We start from the raw sequence: 22,606 nt of genomic DNA, 5'->3' as shown, positions 1-22,606 counted from the left end.
ATGGAACGAAGACGTCAACAAAAAAAAGGTGACAAAGGTGCACCAAAATGGATGGTAACCTTTTCTGATATGATGACGTTAATTCTTGTCTTTTTTATCATGTTATTTTCGATGTCAGTTGTTGATGCACAAAAATTTCGAGCCTTATCTGAATCGTTTCAGCAACGAGCCATCTTTGATTTTTATCCTTCGATGATTCCTCTTGATGATCTTATTGAAGATATAACTGATGATGTTGGGCTGCCTGATCATCCTATAAAAGAAGAAGAAAAGGGAAGTTCTCCGATTGATGATGATTTGAACATGATTGATAGTGATGAAGATATCAAGCTGGATAAGTTACTTGCCGAAGTGTTGGCCTTTTTAGAAAGAAATAATCTGACCGATGTGATTTCGGCATTGAGGGATGAACGTGGAGTCGTTCTTGTATTACAGGACAGGATCTTATTTGACTCCGGAGAAGCTGAAATTCTTCCCAGTGCTATTCCATTTCTTACAAAGGTAGGATTGTTATTAGAGAATATCCCAAACATTGTCAAGGTAGAGGGACATACTGACAGCAGATCAATCTCTACATATCGTTACCCATCCAATTGGGAGCTATCTGGTGCACGTGCAAGTAGTGTTATTCGCTTTTTAATTGATACCTACCAACTAGATCCACAACGTTTTATTGCAACAGGATATGGGGAAACGCGTCCGGTTGCACCAAACACAACACAAGAAAATCTACAAAAAAATAGACGTGTGGTCATTGTGATATCAGATCCGACATATTATCCGGATGATACGTACTAAAGTAAATGTAAAATTTAAAATGTAAAATGTAAATTTAGTTTAGAGTTTAGAGTTTAGAGTTTAGAGTTTAGAGTTGAAAGTTAGTGGGAAGTGAGGGATGTTGATTTATGCGGATTGGGATTATTGGGGCGATGAATGAGGAAATTGAATTAATGAGAGAGTCTTTAGAGTTAAAACAAGAATCTGTTCATGCCAAAAATGTATTTTATGAAGGGACATATGCCAATCAGGAGATTGTTTTATGTAAATCAGGCGTAGGTAAAGTGAATGGAGCGATAACAACTCAGATTCTTATCGACCGCTTTAACGTAGATAAGATTATTTTTACAGGAGTTGCCGGGGCTATAGATCCGACACTTGAAATTGGAGATATTGTGATTTCTACTAGTGCGATGCAACATGATATTGATGCCTCAGCACTTGGGTTTCCACGAGGACAAGTCCCTATGTTTGCGGAATCATCCGACTTTCAAGCTGCTGAATCCCTTATAGCGCTTGCTGAGGAAGCAGCAGAGCAGCTTAATGAGATTAACATAATCAAAGGCAGAGTATTAAGCGGTGATCAATTTATTGCGGATCCAGAGATTGTGAAGGAGCTAGACGGACAATTTCAAGGGAAGTGTGTTGAAATGGAAGGGGCTGCAGTCGCGCAGGCCGCGATGTTAAATGAGATTCCTTTCGTGATCATTCGATCCATGTCTGACAAGGCAAATGGCAGTGCTGATGTTAATTTTGCAGAATTTACGAAATTAGCTTCAGAGCGATCTGCTGTGATTGTTAGAAGAATGTTAGAAAAAATGGAATAGCATTGAATTTTGAAAGATTCAGAAATTAAAGCGTGCGATATTTTGATCGCACGCTTTTTTCGATTTAACGTGATTTTGTTTCTGTTCGAATGTGTGAGAGCGCTTTCTCAATTGTTAAATGATTTTTTTCATTTATTTCAAGCTTTCTAGGTATTTCCGGATGAAGTGGATAAGGATCGTCCCATGTATTGATAAGTGGCACAGGAGCTGCTGGCTGCCATGCTTCAATCCAATTGCTAGGTAACAAACCATTTGCTAAATTTTGATTTGTCATCTCTAACCAGATCATTGACCAAGCCCTTGGAACAACACGCCATATATCATAGCCTCCGCCACCAACTGCGATCCAACGACCATTACAATATTCATGTGCAAGTTTATGAGCTAATTTTGGTATTTCTCTATATATTTTAATCGAAGAAGACAAGTGTGTTAAAGGATCAAAGTGATGAGAATCAGCACCATTTTGCGTTAAAATCACATCGGGTTTAAAAAATTCGATCACTTCCCTGAATGATGTTTCATACGCTTCCAACCAAGATTCATCTTCTGTAAACGCATCCAAAGGAATGTTAATTGAATAGCCGTATCCTTTTCCGGAACCCTTTTCATTGACATTGCCAGTACCTGGAAACAAGTATCTTCCTGTTTCGTGAATCGAGAGTGTGCAAACATCAGGATCATCGTAAAAGGCCCATTGTACACCGTCACCATGATGGGCATCAGTATCAACATAGAGTACCTTGGCACCGTATTTTTGCCGCATATATTCAATGGCAATTGAGCTGTCATTATAAATACAAAATCCAGATGCTCTGCCGCGAAAGCCGTGATGAAGTCCGCCGCTTAAATTTAGGGCATGATTCGCCTTATTTTCCATAACTAAATCAACAGCTGTTAATGTGCCTCCAACGAGTAAAGAGGCGGCTTTATGCATATCTTTAAACATTGGTGTATCATCAGTCCCTATGCCATAACTATTGGCAATACCAGGGCTTAATTCACCTCTGCCTGCAGCTTTCACTGCATCAATATAGGCCGGGTCATGGATTAGAGCGATTTCCTCATCGGTTGCAAACCGCGGAGGGACAATTTGTGACTCATCGATAGCATCTATTTTTGTTAATAAGTCGTAGGTTAACTCTAGACGTTTTTGATTAAAAGGGTGATCATCACTGAATTTATAAGTACTCTGGTCTTTTGAATAAATAAAAACAGAATCTTGTTTTGGGAGTCTCATTCTGAAACCCCCGGCATATTTGGCCAAAGTACTTTGTAACCTTCTTTTTCAATTTCAGCAATGATTCCCCTTGGGTCCATAGTTTGGACACGAAATACAAGAATTTTATAATTTAAATCTTTCGATGGATAAACAAGGACACTTGTAATATTAATTTTCTTCTCTTTGAAAATATTGGCGATTTCCGCCAATTTACCGGTAATATTTTCAACACGAACTTCTATTTGTGAACTTGGCTGATGAGCACCCATCAATTGAACAAGAGTGTGTAAAATGTCTGTTTCAGTTACAACACCTACTAATTTATTTTCTTCAGTTACGGGCATACAGCCAATTTGGTGCTCGTAAAACATGGATGCTACCTCTTCAACAAAATCTAATGGATGAGCAGTAATTACATCAGTAATCATGATCGTTGATACAGGCTTCTTTAAGTCTTCTTTGTGATCTTCTTTATGAAAAATGGAAGGACTTGCATCACGAATATCCCGATCGGAAATAATTCCAATAACATGATTTTCTGAGTCAACGATTGGCAAATGACGGATACGATATTGATTTAATAAGTTAATTGCAGTTTCGATTGTATCGTCTTTACTGATCGTAACAGTATTACAGTTCATAATTTCTTCTATAATCATCATTTTCACACTCCTTATTCAAATTAATAGGTAATACGAAAACGCAGTCTATCCAAACTCTTCAATCGATTGAACATTAACCCTTGTCCAATTCGAGCCATGAGGCAGTTAGCAGGATGAGAGCAAATTTAGGGACCATCCGCTGAGTAGCATTCTAATCCACCGATCTTCATCATCTTTTCCATTATTTTACGATACTCCCATACAGTTAATCCAGTGTTTTTTAAATCCCGGTACCAATAAAATTCTGTGGTGATGATAATATAATCTTCCATTGCTTCATCCATCATCGACACTTTGATTAAATGTTTACCAGTTTAAAGTTCAACAGTATTGTAGTTTTTTGTACTAAACATAATTATCACCTGAAAATTTACATAAATTGATGAAGAAAAATGTTGTGCAATGTCATAATATGGCAGTGAATCTGCTATATTATGAGATTAATAGAAAAATATAGTAAAAAGTAAATGTAAAATAAAAAAAATTAAAACAACGGAAATTCCCGATAAATAAGGAATTTTATACAAACAATAGGTCCTGTTACTTTCATTATACATGAATTTTCTGCATAATTCTTCAATTATCAACATAACTCCGCTTTTTCTGACAATTTTTTTTGAATTGAACAAATATTCCAAATATACTATAATTAGAATGTAAATAATACATAATAGAAGAGAGGAAGATGGTATATGAAGGTGGAAACGCTTCCAACACTAAAGGGAAATTTTAATTTACAAGATTATGATGCAACATATAATTCTTTTGATTGGGCTGAAGTTGAAAAGGAATTTTCTTGGAGTCAAACAGGTCGAGTAAATATGGCATATGAGGCCATTGATCGTCACGTTGAGACAGCAAGAAAAAACAAAGTCGCTCTATATTACAGTGATGCGACAAGAGACGAGAAGTACACATTTAAAGACATGATGGATATGTCTAACCGTGCGGGTAACGTATTACGACAAATCAATGTAGAAAAAGGTGACCGAGTGTTCGTTTTTATGCCTCGTTCTCCAGAACTATATTTTGTCATCTTAGGAGCGATCAAATTAGGAGCGATCGTTGGACCTTTATTTGAAGCATTTATGACTGGTGCTGTCCGCGACCGTTTAGAAGACAGTGCAGCGAAAGTGCTTGTTACGACTCCTGATTTATTAGAGCGTGTGCCAATGGACGAGCTTCCAAACCTGGAGAAAGTACTTGTTGTTGGTGAAGATGTGAAAGAAGAAGGTAAGGTTGTAGACTTTAATAGCAAATTAAAAGAAGCTAGTAAAGATCTTGCAATTGAGTGGGTAGACCGTGAAGATGGATTAGTGCTTCACTACACTTCTGGTTCAACTGGAAAACCAAAAGGTGTATTCCATGTTCATAATGCAATGCTACAACATTATGTAACAGGTAAATGGGTACTGGATTTACAAGAAGATGATGTGTACTGGTGCACAGCTGATCCTGGTTGGGTTACTGGAACTGCTTATGGTATTTTTGCACCGTGGTTACATGGGGCTTCAAGTGTTATTCGCGGTGGACGTTTTAGTCCAACTGACTGGTATAGCACGATTGAAAAGTATGGAGTTACAGTTTGGTATAGTGCACCTACAGCATTCAGAATGTTAATGGGGTCAGGTGATGACCTAGTAAATGACTTTGATCTTTCTTCATTACGCCATATCTTAAGTGTTGGTGAGCCGCTGAACCCTGAAGTTGTTCGTTGGGGAATGAAAGTGTTTAACTTAAGAATTCATGATACTTGGTGGATGACTGAAACAGGCGGACAAATGATTTGTAACTACCCTGCAATGGAAATTAAGCCAGGTTCAATGGGTAAACCAATTCCAGGTGTAGAAGCAGCTATTATTGATGACCATGGAAATGTATTACCTCCAAACCGTATGGGTAACTTGGCAATCAAAAAAGGCTGGCCGGCAATGATGAGAAAAATTTGGAACAACGAGCCTAAATACAATGAGTATTTTGCGATCGAAGGCTGGTATGTATCTGGTGACTCTGCATACATGGATGAAGAAGGTTACTTCTGGTTCCAGGGCCGTGTTGATGATGTAATTATGACGGCTGGTGAGCGTGTAGGACCATTTGAAGTAGAAAGTAAGCTTGTTGAGCATCCAGCTATTGCTGAGGCTGGTGTAATCGGTAAGCCGGATCCAGTACGCGGTGAAATTATTAAGGCATTCGTTGCCCTTAGAGACGGCTACGAAGTATCTGATGAGTTAAAAGAAGAAATCCGTAACTTTGTTAAAGTAGGTTTAGCAGCACATGCTGCACCACGTGAAATTGAATTCCGTGATAAGCTTCCAAAAACAAGAAGCGGTAAGATCATGAGACGTGTATTAAAAGCATGGGAACTAGACTTACCAACAGGCGACCTTTCAACAATGGAAGACTAAAGGTTAATGTAAAATTAAAAATGTAAAATTTAAAATGAAAGAACCAAAAAGCTCGGATCCTTTAGGATCCGAGCTTTTAAAGTGTTTTTAGAACTTAATTCTAAATTTTAAATTTTAAATTAGTTTTGTCTGTTTCCTCTACCATTCCCATTGTTCCCTTCTGCTGGTGGCTTAGGGTTTCCCTCGTTAGGACTGTCTGTTGCAGGTGGGGTGTTGATTGGCTCATCAGGAATGTCCAGAACTGGATCTAGTTCATCCGGTTGATCTTCATTCCCGTCACCTGGAACTTTATGATCATTTCCACCTGACATTTCGCCATAAGAGACGTTTTGTGATGGACCAGATTCATTCCCGGCAACATCAACAGCAGTGACATAATATGAGCCATTTCCGCTGACTTGATAAGAGAGTGATCCGGATGATTTTATACTGGCAACTCTAGAATATGAAGATCCATCGACGGTTCGATAAACACGATACCCGACAATATCACTTTCAGTGTGAGCACCCCATGAGAGTGTAGTACCGTTAACCGCCACACTTGTTACTGGATTCGGAGTTTTCCCGTTTTCCTGGGCATAGCGATCCGGGACAATGTTTTTCCACTCTTCAGGAATAAAATTACTCATCTCATTTATCGACAGATAACTTTCTTTAATCATCACACCTGAATCGGCAAATTCATCTGGTGTTGAATCTAATGCTCTATATTTTCCACCTTTCATTGTCACAAAGCGAGTTCTTTGTAAACTGTCATCCACTTTTGTTGGTAAATATTTAACATTAAATAAATCTGTTCTTACTAGACCAGCCTCACGACAAAGGTCGGAAGGAAGAAGACCTGAAATTCCACAGACGGATTGTCTAACAATCCCATCTGGCATTTCGAATCTATGACCTGGAGCCATGATTTCCGGCTTTGAATCGTAGGCAGCATTTGCAAGTCTTGCCCAAATTCGTTGTGTTCTAGGACCTGGTCCAAGTCCGCCAACACGTTCAACTCGCTTCGGTGTATCGTAGCCTAACCAAATACCCAATGTTACATTTGGATTCGAGGCAACAAACCAAGAATCGTGGTAGTCATTTGTTGTACCTGTTTTTCCAGCCCAATCAGCTGAAAATTTTAATAGCCTTGGTACAGATGTGGCAGTCCCACCAGGTTTGAGTACATCACGAAGCATATCAAGTATCAAATAAGAAGTTTGTGGTGAAAACACTTCGACAGGTTCAGATTGATGTTCAAAGATCAAGTCTCCGCTTTTGCTCGTAATCTTTTCAATCATATAAGATTCGATATAGTTTCCATCATTTACAAACGTTGTATAGGCACTTGTATTCATTTCAACAGTTGTACCGTAAGTCAGACCACCGATAGAAGTAGCTTCATATGGCTCGTCAGATTTAATGTTTCGGATTCCCATTTTTAACAACGCGTCCCGTGTTTGCTCATGGGGAACTTTGTTAAAGCTTTTTACAGCAGGTATATTTCTTGATTGCTGTAATGCTTCTCTTGCTGTCATAATCCCTTTATGTGAGTTATCAAAATTGCGCAGCGGACTCCCATTGCGGTAATTCATTGGTGTATCGGGAATGATGAACCCTGGCTGAACAGCTCCGATTTCAAGAGCTGGGGCATAAGCAAGTAATGGCTTCATCGTTGATCCATTAGGTCTTGGTCCTTGGGTAGCGTGATTTAAGTTTTCCCGCTTAAAATCTCGTCCTCCGACAAACGACAGGATCGCACCCGTTTTATTTTCAATTAAAATGGAGCCAACCTCTTCTGGTTCACCTTGCTTCTCTGGACCAAATAAACTGTTGTCCTTTACAACTTCCTGCATAGCATCATAAATTGCTTTATCAATGGTTGTGTAGATTTGATATCCTTTTCGACGTATATCACGTCTGGCATCTTGACGGTATTTTGAAAGGACTTCAAGACGTTCTTCATCACTTAATTCTGCTAAATCAATCTCTGCTGCCTCGATCATTTGTCTGGCAATAATTTCAGTAGCACGTCGCTCTACTTCATACGTTAAGTAAGGGTACTCTTCGATGATTGTAGGCGTAGGTGTTGCTAAATTTGAAAGGATATCATACTCTAACGCATCCTCATATTCTTGTTCCGTAATATAACCTGATTCTTTCATTCGAGTTAAGACGGTTTTCATTCGATTAATACTTGGCTGAATACTTTCTTTCACCTCACCGCCATTTGAAAATGGGGTATAGCCAAATGGACTTTGCGGCAGTCCTGCAATGTAAGCTGCTTGTGGCAATGAAAGGTCTTTTACATCGACACCGAAGATTCCTTGAGCTGCGGCTTGGACACCGGCAATACTTCTTCCATTTGCATTTCTTCCAAAAGGAACGACGTTTAAGTATGCTTCAAGTATATCTTCTTTTTCGAAAAAGTTTTCTAATCTCATGGCAAGGAGTATTTCCTTTGCTTTTCGATCAAAAGAAACTTCACTTGTTAAAATTTGGTTCTTAATCAATTGCTGTGTTAATGTACTTCCACCTGTTTGTACAGATGAATTCGAAAGTTCCTGGAAGGTGGCACGCATTAATGCTTTTGGAACAATCCCCTCATGCTCGAAGAAGTATTCATCCTCTGTAGCAATAACAGCATGAATTAAATAATCAGAAACTTGGTCAATATCTACTTCCCTGCGCTCTAATTCAGAAGGGAGCTCACCAAGAAATTCATCATTGGCAAAGTACACTTCACTTATTTCTTCATAGTCATAAATATCCTTCTTCATTTCATCATAGCTGAGAATCTTTTCGTCTTTGACAAGTGATGCAAAAAATCCGGCACCAGCACCACCAACAAAGAATACGGCCATAATCGCAAATACAATAAAAAGTAGACTAAGATTCCATAATACTTTGTAAGTAATTCGAAATCCTTTTGCGATGTTGCTGCTGCGAAGGCTATTGATGAAAGACTTTCTTGGTTGATTTGATTCCTTATTTTTCATTATCAATCCCCCTAAATAACAGTGATATTATAGCATAAGTTGTCGAAAGTTGATATGTTAAATCATTGGAATATTGACAATAGCAATGTTTCTATGATAAAAAGGAAAAAGTAGTTAATTCGATACTTTCTGCAATGAAAAGGATTCAGTAACAGATATCTCCCTGTGAAAGAGAGCTGGTGGATGGTGCAAACCAGTACAAAGATAGTCCTGTGAATTACACCTTGGAGCATCCTTTGTGAAATTTAGTAGCAAAGGACGGTTAAAACCGTTATTTATTACTTGAGTGGAAGACAAATTTGTCTTCAACAAGGGTGGTACCGCGATCAACTCGTCCCTTTTTTAGGGAGGAGTTTTTTTATTTCGTTATAAGTATTTACCAATTTGGAAATTGATACATTATTGATATTAGGAGGAAATTATGTGATGGATGAAAAAAAGCGAACATTAACAGAAGAGCAAAAGAATGAAGTTGCCCGCCAAGTTGAGATTTTACAAAGAGGGGTTATTCAAATTGTTCCGGAAAATGGACTTAAGGAAAAAATTGAACAATCGGTACTAACTGGTGTACCGCTAAAAGTAAAACTCGGGATGGACCCTTCTGCCCCTGATGTTCATATCGGGCATACGGTTGTCCTCCATAAATTACGTCAGTTTCAAGAATTAGGTCATCAAATTCAACTTATTATTGGTGACTTTACTGGAAGAATTGGTGACCCTACAGGAAAATCAGAAACGAGAAAACAATTAACAGATGAACAAGTAAAAGCAAATGCTGAAACATATGTTCAGCAATACGGGAAAATCCTTGATATGGAAAAAGTAAAAATTTATTACAATTCAGAGTGGTTGTCAAAACTTAATTTTGCTGATGTCGTTGAACTTGCAGGGAAAATTACAGTTGCGAGAATGCTTGAACGTGATGATTTTGAAAAACGTTATAAATCTGGACAATCGATTTCGGTTCATGAGTTTTTCTATCCGCTCATGCAAGGCTATGACTCTGTTGCCCTTGAGAGTGATATTGAACTTGGCGGCACGGATCAAATGTTCAACTTATTAATGGGACGTCATTTACAGGAAGAGTATGGGAAAGGTAAGCAAATTGCCATGATGATGCCATTGATCGAAGGATTAGACGGCGAAAGGAAGATGTCTAAGTCACTTAACAATTACATAGGTATTGATGAGGCACCGAATGAAATCTTCGGAAAATCAATGTCAATTCCTGATGAGTTAATGGTGAAGTATTATAAGTTAGCTACCGATATTTCACTTGAAGAATTAGTGAGATTAGAAGAGGGACTTGCTAATGGTACCGTACATCCACGTGATGCAAAGATGGATTTAGGGAAAAAATTTGTCGAGATGTATCATGGCCCTGAAGCAGCAGAAGAAGCCGTTCATTATTTTAAAACAGTATTTCAACAGAGAGCGTTACCGACTGATATTCCAGAAACTGAGTGGTCGGGCAGTGATGAAATCGGGATTATTGATTTACTAGTAGAATTAAAATTAATGAACTCCAAAGGGGAAGCACGTCGAATGATTCAAAATGGCGGCGTAAAAATTAATGAAGAAAAAGTCACAGATATTCAGCAGCAAGTGAACATTAAGAATGAGATGATCATTCAAGTAGGGAAGCGTAAGTTTGTAAAAATAATAAAATAAATAGAAAACAAAAAAACTTGGACATTTTGTCCAAGTTTTTTTGTTTTCGCATCTTAACGAGAGTAGAACTCAACGATAAATTGCTCTGTAATTTCAGCAGGAAGCTCAGAACGCTCAGGTAAACGAGTGTAAGTTCCTTGTAATTTCTCAGCATCAAAGTCGATGTAAGCAGGTACGAAAGTATTCACTTCTAAAGCATCTTTAATACTAGCTTGATTTTGTGATTTTTCACGTACGCTGATCACTTGACCAGGTTTTACGCGGTATGAAGGAATATCTACGCGTCCGCCATCAACAGTGATGTGACCATGGTTAACTAATTGACGAGCTCCACGACGAGTACGAGCTAATCCCATACGGTAAACAAGGTTGTCTAAACGAGACTCAAGTAAGAACATGAAGTTTTCACCGTGAATTCCGCTCATTTTCCCTGCATCATCAAAGATGCGACGGAATTGACGCTCATTAATTCCAAACATATGACGTAATTTTTGTTTTTCTTGAAGTTGTAAACCGTACTCAGAAAGCTTCTTACGTTGGTTAGGACCGTGTTGTCCAGGAGCGTAAGGACGCTTTTCTAATTCCTTTCCAGTTCCGCTTAATGATACGCCTAAACGACGTGATAATTTCCATGATGGACCAGTATAACGAGCCATTGATTGACTCCTCCTTTGTTATTTTAAAATTTGAATAAAATAACAACAGTACGGTAATCCCATTCATACGCCTATTTTATTTTCACACATCTTCGCTTCGACAGCTAGAAGTTACGTGATGCACCTCATTTTTCAGCCGCTGATGAGGAATAAAATAGGTGAGTAACATATGATGTTTACCTTGGCTGCCATTTTACACAAAGACTAGTATATAAAATTGTGAAAGATAAGTCAAGAAGACAAGGAGAAATATAAAGTAAGGAAACCTAAACTCAATTATAGAATAAGTATATAGAAAGGAATTTACTATAGAGAGAAAAGAGGTCAAAACATGAAAAAAATTTCACGTTTCGAAACAAAGGTCATTCATGACGGCTATGATTCTGAGCAGCATTATGGGAGTTTATCAACGCCTTTATATCAATCTTCAACATTCACTTTTCCAAGTGCGGAAAGTGGTGAAAAACGTTTTGCCGGTGAAGAAGAAGGATATGTTTATTCCCGGCTTGGGAATCCGACAACATCCATTTTGCAGGAGCGTATTGCTAGTTTAGAAGGCGGGGAGGCGGGATTAGCTTTTTCTTCAGGGATGGCTGCAGTTTCGGCAGTGTTGTTTAGCTTAGTAAAGTCCAATGATCACATTTTATGCTCGGAAGGGATCTATGGCTGTACGTTTGGGCTATTACAGTTAATCAAGGAACGGTTTAATGTTGATCACGATCTTATCTCTATGGAAACTGAAGAACAGCTGTTACAGCATATTCGACCAGAAACGAAAGTGATTTATGTTGAATCCCCGATTAACCCTACAATGAAACTGGTTAATTTAGAAATGGTAGTTCATGTTGCCAAGAAAAGGAATATTACTGTTGTCGTTGATAACACATTCTGTTCCCCTTATTTACAAAAACCACTAGAAATAGGCTGTGATGTTGTCGTTCACAGTGCAACTAAATATCTCAGCGGACATGGTGATATCATTGCCGGTCTTGTTGCTGGCAGAAAAGAATATATTCAAGAAGTTGCCATGACAACGCAAAAAGATATTGGGGGAGTCTTGTCACCATTTGATGCTTGGTTGTTACTAAGGGGGATGAAGACGTTAGCAGTCCGTATGGATCGCCATTGTGAAAATGCCATGAAAGTAGCTTTACAGCTTAAAAGTCATCCGAAGGTAAAAAAAGTGATCTATCCTGGAGTTGAAGACTTCGTACAAAAGGAAATCGCAATGAAACAAATGCGAATGCCCGGCGGGATGATAAGTTTTGAAATTGATGGTGGAAAAATGGCTGCCCAAAAAATAATGAACCAATTAAATATGATAAAGATTGCTGTTAGTTTAGGAGATGCTGAAACATTGATTCAACATCCTGCGACAATGACACATTCAGTTGTGCCCCCGGAAGTTCGAGCGAAAATGGGGATATCTGACCAATTGCTTCGTTTATCTGTCGGTTTAGAAGCGTGGGAGGATATTTGGGAGGACCTGGAGCAAGCGCTGAATAATTGTTGAAAGTTCGACTTAAAATGAAAAAATCCTTAAGAAAACACAAGAAAATAATGTGAAGCTAGCAAACCTTGTAGAAACATTTTTGTCCATTGTCGAGAGGAAATGAAAGGAATTAGTCACTGAAAAAAGAAATGATAGATGGATGGAGAATGATGATATGAAGGGTGGCTAGTTGGTATGGAAAAGGTTGCAAAAACGAAACAGAAAGTTGTCGATGCTGCCGTTGCCCTATTTAACGTTCAAGGTTATAACGGAACGTCTATTCGAGAGATTGCAAAACGTGCGGATGTTAACCCTGCGTTAGTCTCCTATTACTTCGGAGGGAAAAAAGGCCTCCTCGAAACGCTCATGACGACATTCCTTGAAGGGTATGTCACTGCGATTGAAGAGGCCGTTGAAAATATCTCAAAGAAAAGCGCGAAAACATGTTTAGTAGAGATGATTAATAATATTCTTGTCTTTCAACAGAAACATCACCATTTAGCCCGTTTTGTTCACCGTGAGACAACATTAGATACAACATTAGTGAGAGAATTAATGTCAACATACATGATGAAAGAAAAGCATTATTATCGCCTTGTCATTGAACACGGGATTAAGCAAATGGAGTTCAGCCGACTTCCGATTGACTTTTTTATCATGCAGCTTAGAGGAATGTTGATCATGCCGTATCTTCACCCGCAATATATTCGTGAAGTGTACCATCTTATACCACATGAACGTTATTTCCTAGAGCGCTATATGACACACATTACAAAATGGGTAGAAGACTATATCTGTTTGAATAAAGGTGATGAAATTCGGCCGAATTCTCATCGTTTGATCATTAAACAATAGAGTTTAGAGCGGTTTTGTTAAGAGATCTGTGGAAACAAGATTTTCTAATCCTTGTCCTAACCCCTGTATACTGTGGGCATCTGACCCATAAATAAGGGGGATTTTCTTGTTCATCGCTTCTTTAATAATCCAACTTGGTGGATAAGGTTCTCCACATAACGGCTTTACAACACCAGCCCCATTATAGTCTAATTGCAGTTGTTGTGCTTTGATTGCCTCCAAAATGTCGATGATTTCTTTCGTATATGACAATTTAGGAGGGAACTTCTTCTGAAATTTATGAACGAGGGTCATGTGACCGATTCGCTTTGGTTTATAGAGACCTAAGTTGGCAGTTATTGACTTTTTAACTGTTTGAAAATAGTTTTCGTAAATACGATCAACTGATCCGAAAATAGGAATCATTTCTTCAAATCCATCTTCGCTAAAGTCTAAACAGTAATACTTACCTTTGTGCTTTAAAAAGTGTACTGAAAGGATACTATCATCAAGAAGAGGACCTACTTCATTAAGAAGACTTCTAGTTTCATCTTCAAAGCCGATGATATAATCAACTTCTAAACCAATGTTGATTTCAATTTTATGCTTGTATTTCTCTTTCATTTTTTTTAACTCAGCTAAATAAACGGGTAAATCTTCTTCTCTCATCGCACTATCTTGCAGTGGAACAGGATCGGTAAAGCTTTTTGGAAGTGGGGCGTGTTCAGTGAAGGTCATTCCAGTTAACCTAAGTTGAAGTGCCCTTTCGATATAGCTTTCTATTGAATCATCTGATCCATGAGGACAAAATGGTGTATGAATATGCCCGTCATAAACCCCCATATTTCTAGCCTCCAGTCTCTTAATTAAAATTAATGTAAAAACTCTTACAATTTTAGAAGAAAAAATTATCAAAATTTCTGTTTCCATGGTATCATAAATATATTCACTTTATATCAAAAATAAATAACAATTGTTGATTAAAGTAGTTTAAACAGATCATACTTTAAGATCCCCATTATTTGTGAATGGGGCCTTCACATAATAATTCTAAATTAGCCTTTATGTAGTGGGAAGGAGGCCCATATTGTCGTGTCACTTTATATTTATGGTATCATTCTTTTATTTGTAATTGTTATCGCTTACGGTGCATATGCGCGTAAGAAGGTGTACAAAGAGGTTGATCGTCTCGAGGCCTGGAAAATTGAGATCATGAATCGTCCGATTACCGATGAAATATCAAAGGTAAAAAGCTTGAAAATGTCAGGACAAACAGAAGAAAAGTTTGAATCGTGGCGAAGTGAGTGGGATGATATCGTTACTGTTCAATTGCCTGATATTGAGGAGTATTTATTCGATATTGAAGAACTAGCGAATAAATACCGCTTTATTAAAGGGAAAGACCTTGTATCAAAGGTGCATCAAAGATTAGAGGAAATTGAATCAAGGTTAAAAGAGATGGCTCAGGAAATTGATGAACTTGTACATAGTGAAGAACAAAATCGTTCTGACATCGTTACCATTCGTAACCTACATAAGGAACTAAAGAAGAAATTTTCATCGAAGAAAGCAACTCTGGGGGAAACTGCGGAATCATTTGAGCACAAACTTACAGAGGTAAGCTCTAAGTTTGAAGTGTTTGATCAGTTAACAGGGGAAGGAAATTACTTTCAAGCAAGAGAATTACTTCTCGTTATGCAAGAGCAGTTAGAGGATACTGAAGCCAAAATGGAACTTATTCCACAATTGATTGCTCAGCTCGACACTGTTTTGCCTGGGCAGTTATCTGATTTGGCTTCAGGGATGAAGGAAATGGAAGAAGACGGATATGTTTTAGAGGAGTTTGAGCTTGAAAAAGATATCGAAGCCATTTACGAACAATTAACTGAAGTGAGAAAGCATTTTGAAGCGGTTGAGTTAGAACAAATGGAACAAAAGTTAGGCGAAATTACACAAGAGATCGATCGTCTTTATGACACACTTGAAGGTGAAGTTTTTGCCAAACAATTTGTTCAAGACGAATTAGGAAATCTTCACACTGCGCTCACAAGGACACATGGTGAAATGGTTGAGCTTAAAGAAGAGGCGGAAACGGTACGATTAAGTTATCGAATCGCTGAACAAGAAATGCAGCTCCATAAAACACTTGAAAAGCAATTGAAGGAATTAGCGAAGAAATTTTCTGTCATTGATGATGTTACAATTAATCAAAAGCATTCATACACAACAATTCGTGAGTTAATCGAAGAATTTCAACAACAATTACTGGAAATAAGAGAAACTACGCAAAAGTGTAAGCAGAATTTAACAACACTTCGTAAAGATGAATTAAAAGCGAAGGAGCAATTAAAGCAGTTGCACAAAAAAATCATGGATGGAAAAAGCTTAGTACATAAAAGTAACATTCCTGGTTTACCGCAAAAGGTGATGTTAAAACATGATGAAGCTTTGCAAAAACTTGATGATGTAAACCAACAGCTAGATGAAATACCTTTGGCGATTGATACTGTAAATGAAAAGTTACAAGATGCACTGGAAAATGTTGAAGAGGCGTATCAGCTCATTGTTGAGACAATTGAAAAATCAACAACAGCTGAGTACATTATTCAATACGGTAATCGTTACCGCAGTGGGAACCAGGCATTGCATGTAGAACTTTTAGAAGCTGAGTACCAATTTCGTAGCTATGACTATGACCAAGCTATTGAAATAGCAGTTAAGGCTCTCGAAAAAATTGAGCCTAATATTCTAGAAAAGATAAATAAAATGATTACAGAAAAACACACCTTAACTTTGAAATAAGTTAAGGTGTGTTTTCGTTCAAAAAGGCTAATTCCATAACAAAAGCTTGAGCGCTAAACCGCTCAAGCTTTTTGTATTAAGAAGCTTTTCGTTGTGTATTTTGTCCGGATGAAGCTTTACTATTACCAATGAAGAATCCGATAATTGAACCGATAATAGCAGGAAGTAACCAACCAACACCTACTCCATATAGTGGGATATATGAAAGGATAGAATGCAGAGCATCTAAATTCATTCCAGTCATAGCCAATCCATCAACAACACTAATCAATGCTGCACCAATTACTGCACCGGCATAAACTTGTGAATGTCCTTTAAAGAATTGATCAAAAAACGACAAGATAATGATAACAATAGCAATCGGATAGATCGCAATTAAAACTGGCAATGAAAATTGAATAAGTTGGGATAAGCCCATATTCGCAATAATCATACTAAATAGTGAAAGAACACCAACCATAACCGGATAAGGTACTTTAGGCATCAGTTTAACAAAGTACTCACCGCAAGCAGAAACTAAACCAACTGATGTTGTTAAACAAGCGAATGTAATGGCTAAGGCGAGTATAATCATACCCATCGAACCGAATAGTTCATTTGCAATACCAGACAGAATCGCTCCACCATTGCTTAAATCTCCTAAAGCTGTAACACTTGATGCACCTAAATAAGCAAGTGATAAGTAAACAAGTGACAATCCTAATCCAGCGATAAGACCAGCTTTGATCGTTGTTTTGGCAATGATATCACGATCAGTAACTCCTCGCTCAGTAACACGAGCAATGATAACGATACCAAATACAAGGGCAGCGATAGTATCCATTGTTAAATACCCCTCTAGGAATCCTTTAAAGAAAGGTGCCGGGGCATAAGCTTCAGCAGGGTCTGCAAAGCTTCCCATCGGAGTGATGATCCCTTTTATTGAAAGCGCAGCTAGTAAAACAAGTAGTATCGGTGTTAGTACTTTACCGATACGTCCTACTAACTTTGAAGGATTTAAAGCAAGCCAAAAAGTTATACTAAAGAATATGACTGTAAAAATAAATAATGGAAGTCCAGTCGTATTCATTGATTCAGGTAAAAACGGAACAGCACCAATTTCAAAAGCAACGGTCCCTGTTCGAGGAATACCAAAAAATGGTCCAATTGCTAAATACATTGTAATTGTAAAAATAATTCCGAAAATTGGATTTACACGGCTAGCAAGCTCCTGTAAATTTCCTCCTGCCTTAGCTATTGCAGCAACAGCTAATAGAGGCAGACCTACACCGGTAATTAAAAAGCCCAATGTTGCTATCCAAACATTCGTCCCTGCCGCTTGTCCCATAGCAGGAGGGAAAATCATATTTCCTGCACCGAGGAACAAAGCAAACATCATAAGACCAATGGCAACAGTTTCTTTAGTGGAAAGATTTTTTTTCATGGAAGATCCCCCTGTCGAATTAAGTCAAAAAGTAAAGAAAAGTTTTACCGAGAATTATATTATCATAACTAAACGTAAATGATATACAAATGAGAAAAAAATAAAAATTCGTGTAATTCTAACTGTTCAAGCAAATCATCATACTTAATCCATTCTCTTGCAAATGGGTTTTTTTGAGGTTTATTAATTTACTGAAAAAATTTTCAAATTGATGATATCGCTTACATTTTCTTGTAGGAGTTGAAAGATTTTGGAAGGTTTTAGTGTGGGATTGACCTTTTTTGCAGTTGCGTTTACCTAGGGTAGTAAGTTGTGATAAAATTTAGTGATTGTAAACCATGAACAGGAGCTTTAATTCTTATGATTTATTTTGATAACAGTGCAACGACTAAACCATATAAAGAAGTAATTGAATCATTAACAAAAGTTTCAACTGATTATTTTGGAAATCCATCCTCTTTGCATGGTGTTGGTAGGGAAGCAGAACGGCTATTAACACAAGCAAGAGAATTAATGGCACAACTCCTCCACGTTAATTCAAATGAACTTATTTTTACGTCTGGAGGAACTGAAGGAAATAATTTAGCGATCAAAGGAATTGCCTTCCAATATCGCAAAAGAGGAAAGCATATAATTACAACCGAAGTTGAACACCCAGCGACCTATGAAGCATTTAAACAGCTCGAAGACTTTGGATTTGAAGTGACGTATTTACCTGTAGATCATACTGGTAAAGTGCAATTAAGTGAACTTAGTAAAGCAATTCGGTCTGAAACAATTTTAGTGTCAATGATTCATGTAAATAATGAAATAGGAGCGGTTCAACCAATTGAAGAGATTGGTATGTTATTAAAGCAACACCCGAAAGTTTTCTTCCATGTAGATCACGTACAGGGAATAACAAAAGTTCCATTGGATTTCAGGAAGGCTCATGTTGACTTATGTTCGATTTCGAGTCATAAATTCCATGGTCCAAAAGGAGTGGGGGCTTTATTTGTCAGAAGCGGTGTCAAATTGTACCCGTTAATAACAGGAGGTTCTCAGGAACAGAAAATTCGTGCCGGTACTGAAAATGTCCCAGCGATTGTCGCAATGACAAAAGCATTACGAATGTCGATCGAAAAATCAGCCAAAGGAATTAAGCACATTGAAAAATTAAAAGTTCGCCTTCATCAGTTTCTTGAGAAACAAGAAGGGGTAATTGTAAATAGCGATATGGAAAAATCAGCACCTCATATCGTGAATTTTTCGATTATCGGTGCAAAGCCAGAAGTCGTCATTCAGTCCTTAAATGAAAAAGGAATTTACGTATCAACGAAATCCGCCTGCTCTTCAAAATTATCTGAGCCCAGCCGGGTGCTAATGGCTTGCGGCTACGGAAAAGAACGCTCGCAAAGTGCAATTCGTGTCAGCTTTTCATTTGAAAATAATGAGCATGAGCTCGAACAATTTATCACTCAACTGGAAATACTTTTTCCAGAATTAATACGAATAATGAGGTAATTGAACATGAAATATGATCATATATTAATTCGATACGGTGAATTAGCTTTAAAAGGGAAAAACCGTTCACAATTCGAAAAACAACTGCAGGATAATATAAAAATTGCGTTAAAAGGACATGACAACTTAAAGATCCAGCGTACCTACGGGAGAATGTTTATCGAATTAAATGGTGAACCACATGAAGAGGTGGTTGAAAAACTTCAGCATGTGTTCGGGATTCATTCCTTTAGTTTAGCGATTAAAGTTAGCAATGAACTTGATACAATTAAAGAAGGTGCTTTGAAAGGATTATTAGAAGCTAATCCGAATGCAAAAACATTTAAAGTATCGGCAAAAAGAGCATTCAAAAACTTCCCGATCGGCTCTCAAGATTTAAACCAACATGTTGGGGGATATATCTTAGCGAACACGGAAAATATTACAGTTGATGTTCATAACCCTGATGTTGAAGTGAAAGTTGAAGTGAGAGAAGTCTTTACGTACATCACGTGTGCCGTATACAGGGGAGCTGGGGGACTTCCAGTTGGTTCAGGCGGTAAAGTTATGCTCATGTTATCAGGGGGAATTGATAGTCCGGTAGCTGGTTATTTAGCGATGAAGCGTGGTGTTAAAATTGAGGCAATCCATTTTCATAGTCCTCCATATACAAATGAGCGGGCAAAACAAAAGGTGGAAGACTTGGTTCGGATTTTAACTAAATTTGGCGGCAAAATTAAATTGCATATTGTCCCATTCACCAATATTCAATTGGCTATCCATCAAGGTGTTCCTAGTAATTATGAAATCACTATTATGCGTAGAATTATGATGAGGATCAGTGAGCAGTTAGCGGCTAACAATAATGCACTCGCTATTGCTACAGGTGAAAGTTTAGGGCAAGTAGCAAGTCAAACGTTATCCAGTATGAATACAATAAACGAGGTAACAAACTTACCGATTATTCGTCCTTTAGTTACAATGGACAAGTTAGAAGTGATCGACATTGCACAGAAAATCGGCACATATGAAACATCGATTTTACCTTATGAGGATTGTTGTACCATCTTCTTGCCACAGGCACCAAAAACAAAACCGAATCGGGCACATGCAAATAAGTATGAGCAAAACCTTGATATTGAACAGTTAATCGCCGAAACGATTGAAAATACGGAAACGGTTATGTTCAAACCGCATGAGAATCTTGAAAAAACAATGGAAGACCTTTTTTAGGAATAATTTCCCAAATTTATTTCAAGCAATTACCAATTAAAAAAATGTATTGTCTTGCTTCTTCGTACACATTCTATGTGTACAAGGAGGTGATACACATGGCAAACAACAATAGTAACTCAAACCAATTAGTTGTACCTGGCGTACAGCAAGCATTGGATCAAATGAAGTATGAAATTGCTCAAGAGTTTGGCGTTCAATTAGGACCAGATGCAACATCTCGTGCTAACGGATCTGTTGGTGGTGAGATCACAAAACGTCTAGTTCAAATGGCTGAACAACAAATGAGCGGTTTCCAACAACAATAATAAAAAAACCTATAACATGGCTTAGAGGAGTGGTCGATGACCACTCCTCTTTTTAATGTGTGAACAAGAAAATAACAATATTTGTCGAGAAAAGAAAAATAAATATTCAAAAAAGTAACTTTGTTATGTATAATATGAGTTGTACGAATATTCAAAGAGGGGGAAATAAGATGAATCGCGAACAATTGATTGCACCAGAGTATTACAACTTATCCCAAGTAGTTGAACAATTTGCTGCACAGGAAGGCAAAGTAGCTATTAAATGGCTTGATGATGCCGGTAATAAAGTTGAATGGACATACTCAAAATTAATGCAAGAAGTAAATAAGTATGCAAACGCTTTATTAAGCAAAGGTCTAGAACAAGGTGATCGTGTACTTCTCATGTTACCGCGTTTACCGCAAGCATATGCCGCATATCTAGCGTGCATTAAAGCAGGGCTTGTTATTATTCCTTGTTCAGAAATGCTACGTGCAAAAGATTTAATTTATCGAATTAATCACGCAGGGGCAAAAGCAGTGATCTCTTATCATATGTTTATCTCTGAAGTTGATAAGGTTAATGAGCCTGTACCTTCTTTAGGATTTAAATTTATTATTGGCGGACAATCTGAAGGTTGGGTAGATCTTGATGAGTTGGCTGAAAATGAAAGCGATTACTATGAAGGTGCAAAAACAAAACGTGATGAAATGGCATTTTTACCATACACTTCTGGAACGACTGGAAATCCAAAAGCTGTAGTTCATACACATGGTTGGACACACGCTCATTTACAAGTTGCTTCAAAAATGTGGTTAGATGTTCAAGAAAACGATACGGTTTGGGCAACAGCAGCACCTGGTTGGCAAAAATGGATCTGGAGTCCGTTCTTATCGACAATTGGTGTAGGCGCAACGGCATTTGTTTATTACGGTAAATTTGAACCGAACGCATACTTAACATTACTGCAAGAAAATGAAATCAATGTATTATGTTGTACTCCAACTGAATATCGTATTATGGCAAAAGTTGATGGGATTGAAAAATATCAATTACCACAATTAAGAAGTGCAGTATCTGCAGGGGAGCCACTAAACCGCGAAGTTATTGACACATTCAGACGTTGCTTTAATGTAGATGTTCGTGATGGTTATGGACAAACTGAAAATACACTATTAATTGGTACATTACTTGGTATGGAAATCAAGCCGGGTTCAATGGGTAAACCAACACCAGGAAATGAAGTCGAAATTATTGATGAAGACGGTAAACCGGTTGGTGTAGGAGAAGTTGGAGATATTGCTGTTCATAAAGACGCTCCAGCACTATTTAGAGAATATTACAAAGATCCTGAACGTACTGCAAAAGCATTCCGTGGCGATTACTATGTTACAGGTGACCAAGCAAGTAAGGATGAAGACGGTTACTTCTGGTTTGAAGGTCGCAGCGATGATATTATCATCAGCTCTGGTTATACAATTGGACCATTTGAAGTTGAAGATGCTCTTACGAAGCACCCAGCAGTAAAAGAATGTGCGGTTGTAGGAAGTCCAGACGAAATTCGTGGTTGTGTCGTTAAAGCGTTTATCGTTTTGCGTAATCCTGAAGATGCAAGTGACGAGTTAATTAAAGACTTACAAGAGCATACAAAAGAATTAACTGCACCATATAAATATCCACGTAAAGTAGAATTTGTGACTGATCTTCCGAAAACAACTTCTGGAAAGATTCGTCGTATTGAGCTTCGTCAACAGGAAATGAAACAAGGATCTAAGTAATTAATTATTCAATCGTTTCTGAACGAGCGCTCGTTTAATAAAGGAAAGGGGCTGTCACTTAAAAGACAGCC

Annotated in this window: 17 protein-coding genes, 1 pseudogene and 1 other annotated feature; of the genes and pseudogenes, 11 read left to right on the top strand and 7 right to left on the bottom strand. The window is 37.8% G+C overall.

Annotated elements, in window-relative coordinates; translation table 11 throughout:
* Together motS and ACJ2A9_RS13350 are read left to right on the top strand one after the other, a co-directional pair.
* On the top strand, nucleotides 1-798 hold the full coding sequence (gene motS / locus ACJ2A9_RS13355; protein WP_441422160.1) for a flagellar motor protein MotS: 798 nt from the start codon (nucleotides 1-3) through the stop codon (nucleotides 796-798).
* A 107-nt stretch (nucleotides 799-905) separates the two neighbouring features.
* Complete coding sequence (locus ACJ2A9_RS13350) at nucleotides 906-1,604, top strand: 5'-methylthioadenosine/adenosylhomocysteine nucleosidase (protein WP_441422159.1); 699 nt, start codon at nucleotides 906-908, stop codon at nucleotides 1,602-1,604.
* Nucleotides 1,605-1,668: 64 nt separating this feature from the next.
* Here ACJ2A9_RS13350 and ACJ2A9_RS13345 read toward each other — a convergent pair whose 3' ends face one another.
* The 3 genes and pseudogenes from ACJ2A9_RS13345 to ACJ2A9_RS13335 form a co-directional block, all read right to left on the bottom strand.
* Entirely contained in the window at nucleotides 1,669-2,844 is a 1,176-nt protein-coding gene (locus ACJ2A9_RS13345; protein WP_441422158.1) for an acetoin utilization protein AcuC, read from the bottom strand.
* A complete protein-coding gene (locus tag ACJ2A9_RS13340; protein WP_441422193.1) occupies nucleotides 2,841-3,485 on the bottom strand; it encodes an acetoin utilization AcuB family protein in 645 nt (214 codons plus the stop codon). The genes ACJ2A9_RS13345 and ACJ2A9_RS13340 overlap by 4 nt, the downstream gene beginning before the upstream one ends.
* Nucleotides 3,486-3,508: 23 nt before the next feature.
* Nucleotides 3,509-3,799, bottom strand: a pseudogene (locus ACJ2A9_RS13335) (N-acetyltransferase); the annotation flags it as partial.
* Nucleotides 3,800-4,180: 381 nt separating this feature from the next.
* Between ACJ2A9_RS13335 and acsA the strand changes: the two are divergent.
* Nucleotides 4,181-5,896: an acetate--CoA ligase gene (gene acsA, locus ACJ2A9_RS13330; RefSeq protein ID WP_441422157.1), complete on the top strand. Its 1,716-nt coding sequence runs from the start codon at nucleotides 4,181-4,183 to the stop codon at nucleotides 5,894-5,896.
* Between the two features lie 119 nt (nucleotides 5,897-6,015).
* Here acsA and ACJ2A9_RS13325 read toward each other — a convergent pair whose 3' ends face one another.
* A complete protein-coding gene (locus tag ACJ2A9_RS13325; protein WP_441422156.1) occupies nucleotides 6,016-8,877 on the bottom strand; it encodes a transglycosylase domain-containing protein in 2,862 nt (953 codons plus the stop codon).
* 125 nt (nucleotides 8,878-9,002) lie between these two features.
* Nucleotides 9,003-9,219: a binding site (T-box leader), on the top strand.
* A gap of 84 nt (nucleotides 9,220-9,303) precedes the next feature.
* On the opposite strand from ACJ2A9_RS13325, the gene tyrS reads away from it, so the two are divergent.
* Entirely contained in the window at nucleotides 9,304-10,548 is a 1,245-nt protein-coding gene (gene tyrS / locus ACJ2A9_RS13320) for a tyrosine--tRNA ligase (protein ID WP_441422155.1), read from the top strand.
* Nucleotides 10,549-10,601: 53 nt separating this feature from the next.
* On the opposite strand, the gene rpsD is transcribed toward tyrS, so the two are convergent.
* Entirely contained in the window at nucleotides 10,602-11,204 is a 603-nt protein-coding gene (gene rpsD / locus ACJ2A9_RS13315; protein ID WP_441422154.1) for a 30S ribosomal protein S4, read from the bottom strand.
* A gap of 331 nt (nucleotides 11,205-11,535) precedes the next feature.
* Here rpsD and megL point away from each other — a divergent pair, with 331 nt between their 5' ends.
* Nucleotides 11,536-12,717, top strand: a complete 1,182-nt coding sequence (megL, locus tag ACJ2A9_RS13310) for a methionine gamma-lyase (RefSeq protein ID WP_441422153.1) — start codon at nucleotides 11,536-11,538, stop codon at nucleotides 12,715-12,717.
* Between the two features lie 174 nt (nucleotides 12,718-12,891).
* Nucleotides 12,892-13,551 carry a forespore capture DNA-binding protein RefZ gene (gene refZ / locus ACJ2A9_RS13305; RefSeq protein ID WP_441422152.1) on the top strand — a complete coding sequence of 220 codons (660 nt, stop codon included), beginning with the start codon at nucleotides 12,892-12,894 and terminating at the stop codon, nucleotides 13,549-13,551.
* Nucleotides 13,552-13,554: 3 nt separating this feature from the next.
* Here refZ and hisJ read toward each other — a convergent pair whose 3' ends face one another.
* Nucleotides 13,555-14,373 (bottom strand): histidinol-phosphatase HisJ, encoded by an 819-nt coding sequence (hisJ, locus tag ACJ2A9_RS13300; RefSeq protein ID WP_441422151.1) that lies wholly within the window; start codon nucleotides 14,371-14,373, stop codon nucleotides 13,555-13,557.
* Between the two features lie 249 nt (nucleotides 14,374-14,622).
* Between hisJ and ezrA the strand changes: the two genes are divergently transcribed.
* Complete coding sequence (gene ezrA / locus ACJ2A9_RS13295) at nucleotides 14,623-16,332, top strand: septation ring formation regulator EzrA (RefSeq protein ID WP_441422150.1); 1,710 nt, start codon at nucleotides 14,623-14,625, stop codon at nucleotides 16,330-16,332.
* A gap of 76 nt (nucleotides 16,333-16,408) precedes the next feature.
* Here ezrA and brnQ read toward each other — a convergent pair whose 3' ends face one another.
* Nucleotides 16,409-17,755, bottom strand: coding sequence for a branched-chain amino acid transport system II carrier protein (gene brnQ, locus ACJ2A9_RS13290; protein ID WP_441422149.1), 1,347 nt, complete (start codon nucleotides 17,753-17,755; stop codon nucleotides 16,409-16,411).
* 360 nt (nucleotides 17,756-18,115) lie between these two features.
* Here brnQ and ACJ2A9_RS13285 point away from each other — a divergent pair, with 360 nt between their 5' ends.
* The 4 genes from ACJ2A9_RS13285 to mbcS all read left to right on the top strand — a co-directional run bounded on the left by ACJ2A9_RS13285 (nucleotide 18,116) and on the right by mbcS (nucleotide 22,535).
* Entirely contained in the window at nucleotides 18,116-19,258 is a 1,143-nt protein-coding gene (locus tag ACJ2A9_RS13285) for a cysteine desulfurase family protein (protein WP_441422148.1), read from the top strand.
* A gap of 6 nt (nucleotides 19,259-19,264) precedes the next feature.
* A complete protein-coding gene (thiI, locus tag ACJ2A9_RS13280) occupies nucleotides 19,265-20,470 on the top strand; it encodes a tRNA uracil 4-sulfurtransferase ThiI (protein WP_441422147.1) in 1,206 nt (401 codons plus the stop codon).
* Between the two features lie 98 nt (nucleotides 20,471-20,568).
* Entirely contained in the window at nucleotides 20,569-20,778 is a 210-nt protein-coding gene (locus ACJ2A9_RS13275) for a small, acid-soluble spore protein, alpha/beta type (protein ID WP_441422146.1), read from the top strand.
* A 170-nt stretch (nucleotides 20,779-20,948) separates the two neighbouring features.
* Entirely contained in the window at nucleotides 20,949-22,535 is a 1,587-nt protein-coding gene (mbcS, locus tag ACJ2A9_RS13270; protein ID WP_441422145.1) for an acyl-CoA synthetase MbcS, read from the top strand.
* The last annotated feature ends 71 nt before the right edge of the window (nucleotides 22,536-22,606 follow it).

Source organism: Anaerobacillus sp. MEB173 (genome assembly GCF_052119505.1).
GTDB lineage: Bacteria > Bacillota > Bacilli > Bacillales > JBJMAU01 > JBJMAU01.
The sequence above is the reverse complement of the archived record's forward strand: the minus strand, read 5'-3'. Positions and strand labels throughout refer to the sequence as shown.

Bases quoted from the DNA above. Each gene is read 5' to 3' on its own strand.
- tyrS (WP_441422155.1), top strand. From the start codon at position 9,304: ATGGATGAAAAAAAGCGAACATTAACAGAAGAGCAAAAGAATGAAGTT.
- ACJ2A9_RS13325 (WP_441422156.1), bottom strand. From the start codon at position 8,877: ATGAAAAATAAGGAATCAAATCAACCAAGAAAGTCTTTCATCAATAGC.
- acsA (WP_441422157.1), top strand. From the start codon at position 4,181: ATGAAGGTGGAAACGCTTCCAACACTAAAGGGAAATTTTAATTTACAA.
- ACJ2A9_RS13340 (WP_441422193.1), bottom strand. From the start codon at position 3,485: ATGATTATAGAAGAAATTATGAACTGTAATACTGTTACGATCAGTAAA.
- megL (WP_441422153.1), top strand. From the start codon at position 11,536: ATGAAAAAAATTTCACGTTTCGAAACAAAGGTCATTCATGACGGCTAT.
- rpsD (WP_441422154.1), bottom strand. From the start codon at position 11,204: ATGGCTCGTTATACTGGTCCATCATGGAAATTATCACGTCGTTTAGGC.
- mbcS (WP_441422145.1), top strand. From the start codon at position 20,949: ATGAATCGCGAACAATTGATTGCACCAGAGTATTACAACTTATCCCAA.
- refZ (WP_441422152.1), top strand. From the start codon at position 12,892: ATGGAAAAGGTTGCAAAAACGAAACAGAAAGTTGTCGATGCTGCCGTT.
- brnQ (WP_441422149.1), bottom strand. From the start codon at position 17,755: ATGAAAAAAAATCTTTCCACTAAAGAAACTGTTGCCATTGGTCTTATG.
- ACJ2A9_RS13285 (WP_441422148.1), top strand. From the start codon at position 18,116: ATGATTTATTTTGATAACAGTGCAACGACTAAACCATATAAAGAAGTA.
- ACJ2A9_RS13350 (WP_441422159.1), top strand. From the start codon at position 906: ATGCGGATTGGGATTATTGGGGCGATGAATGAGGAAATTGAATTAATG.
- motS (WP_441422160.1), top strand. From the start codon at position 1: ATGGAACGAAGACGTCAACAAAAAAAAGGTGACAAAGGTGCACCAAAA.
- ACJ2A9_RS13345 (WP_441422158.1), bottom strand. From the start codon at position 2,844: ATGAGACTCCCAAAACAAGATTCTGTTTTTATTTATTCAAAAGACCAG.
- hisJ (WP_441422151.1), bottom strand. From the start codon at position 14,373: ATGGGGGTTTATGACGGGCATATTCATACACCATTTTGTCCTCATGGA.
- thiI (WP_441422147.1), top strand. From the start codon at position 19,265: ATGAAATATGATCATATATTAATTCGATACGGTGAATTAGCTTTAAAA.
- ACJ2A9_RS13275 (WP_441422146.1), top strand. From the start codon at position 20,569: ATGGCAAACAACAATAGTAACTCAAACCAATTAGTTGTACCTGGCGTA.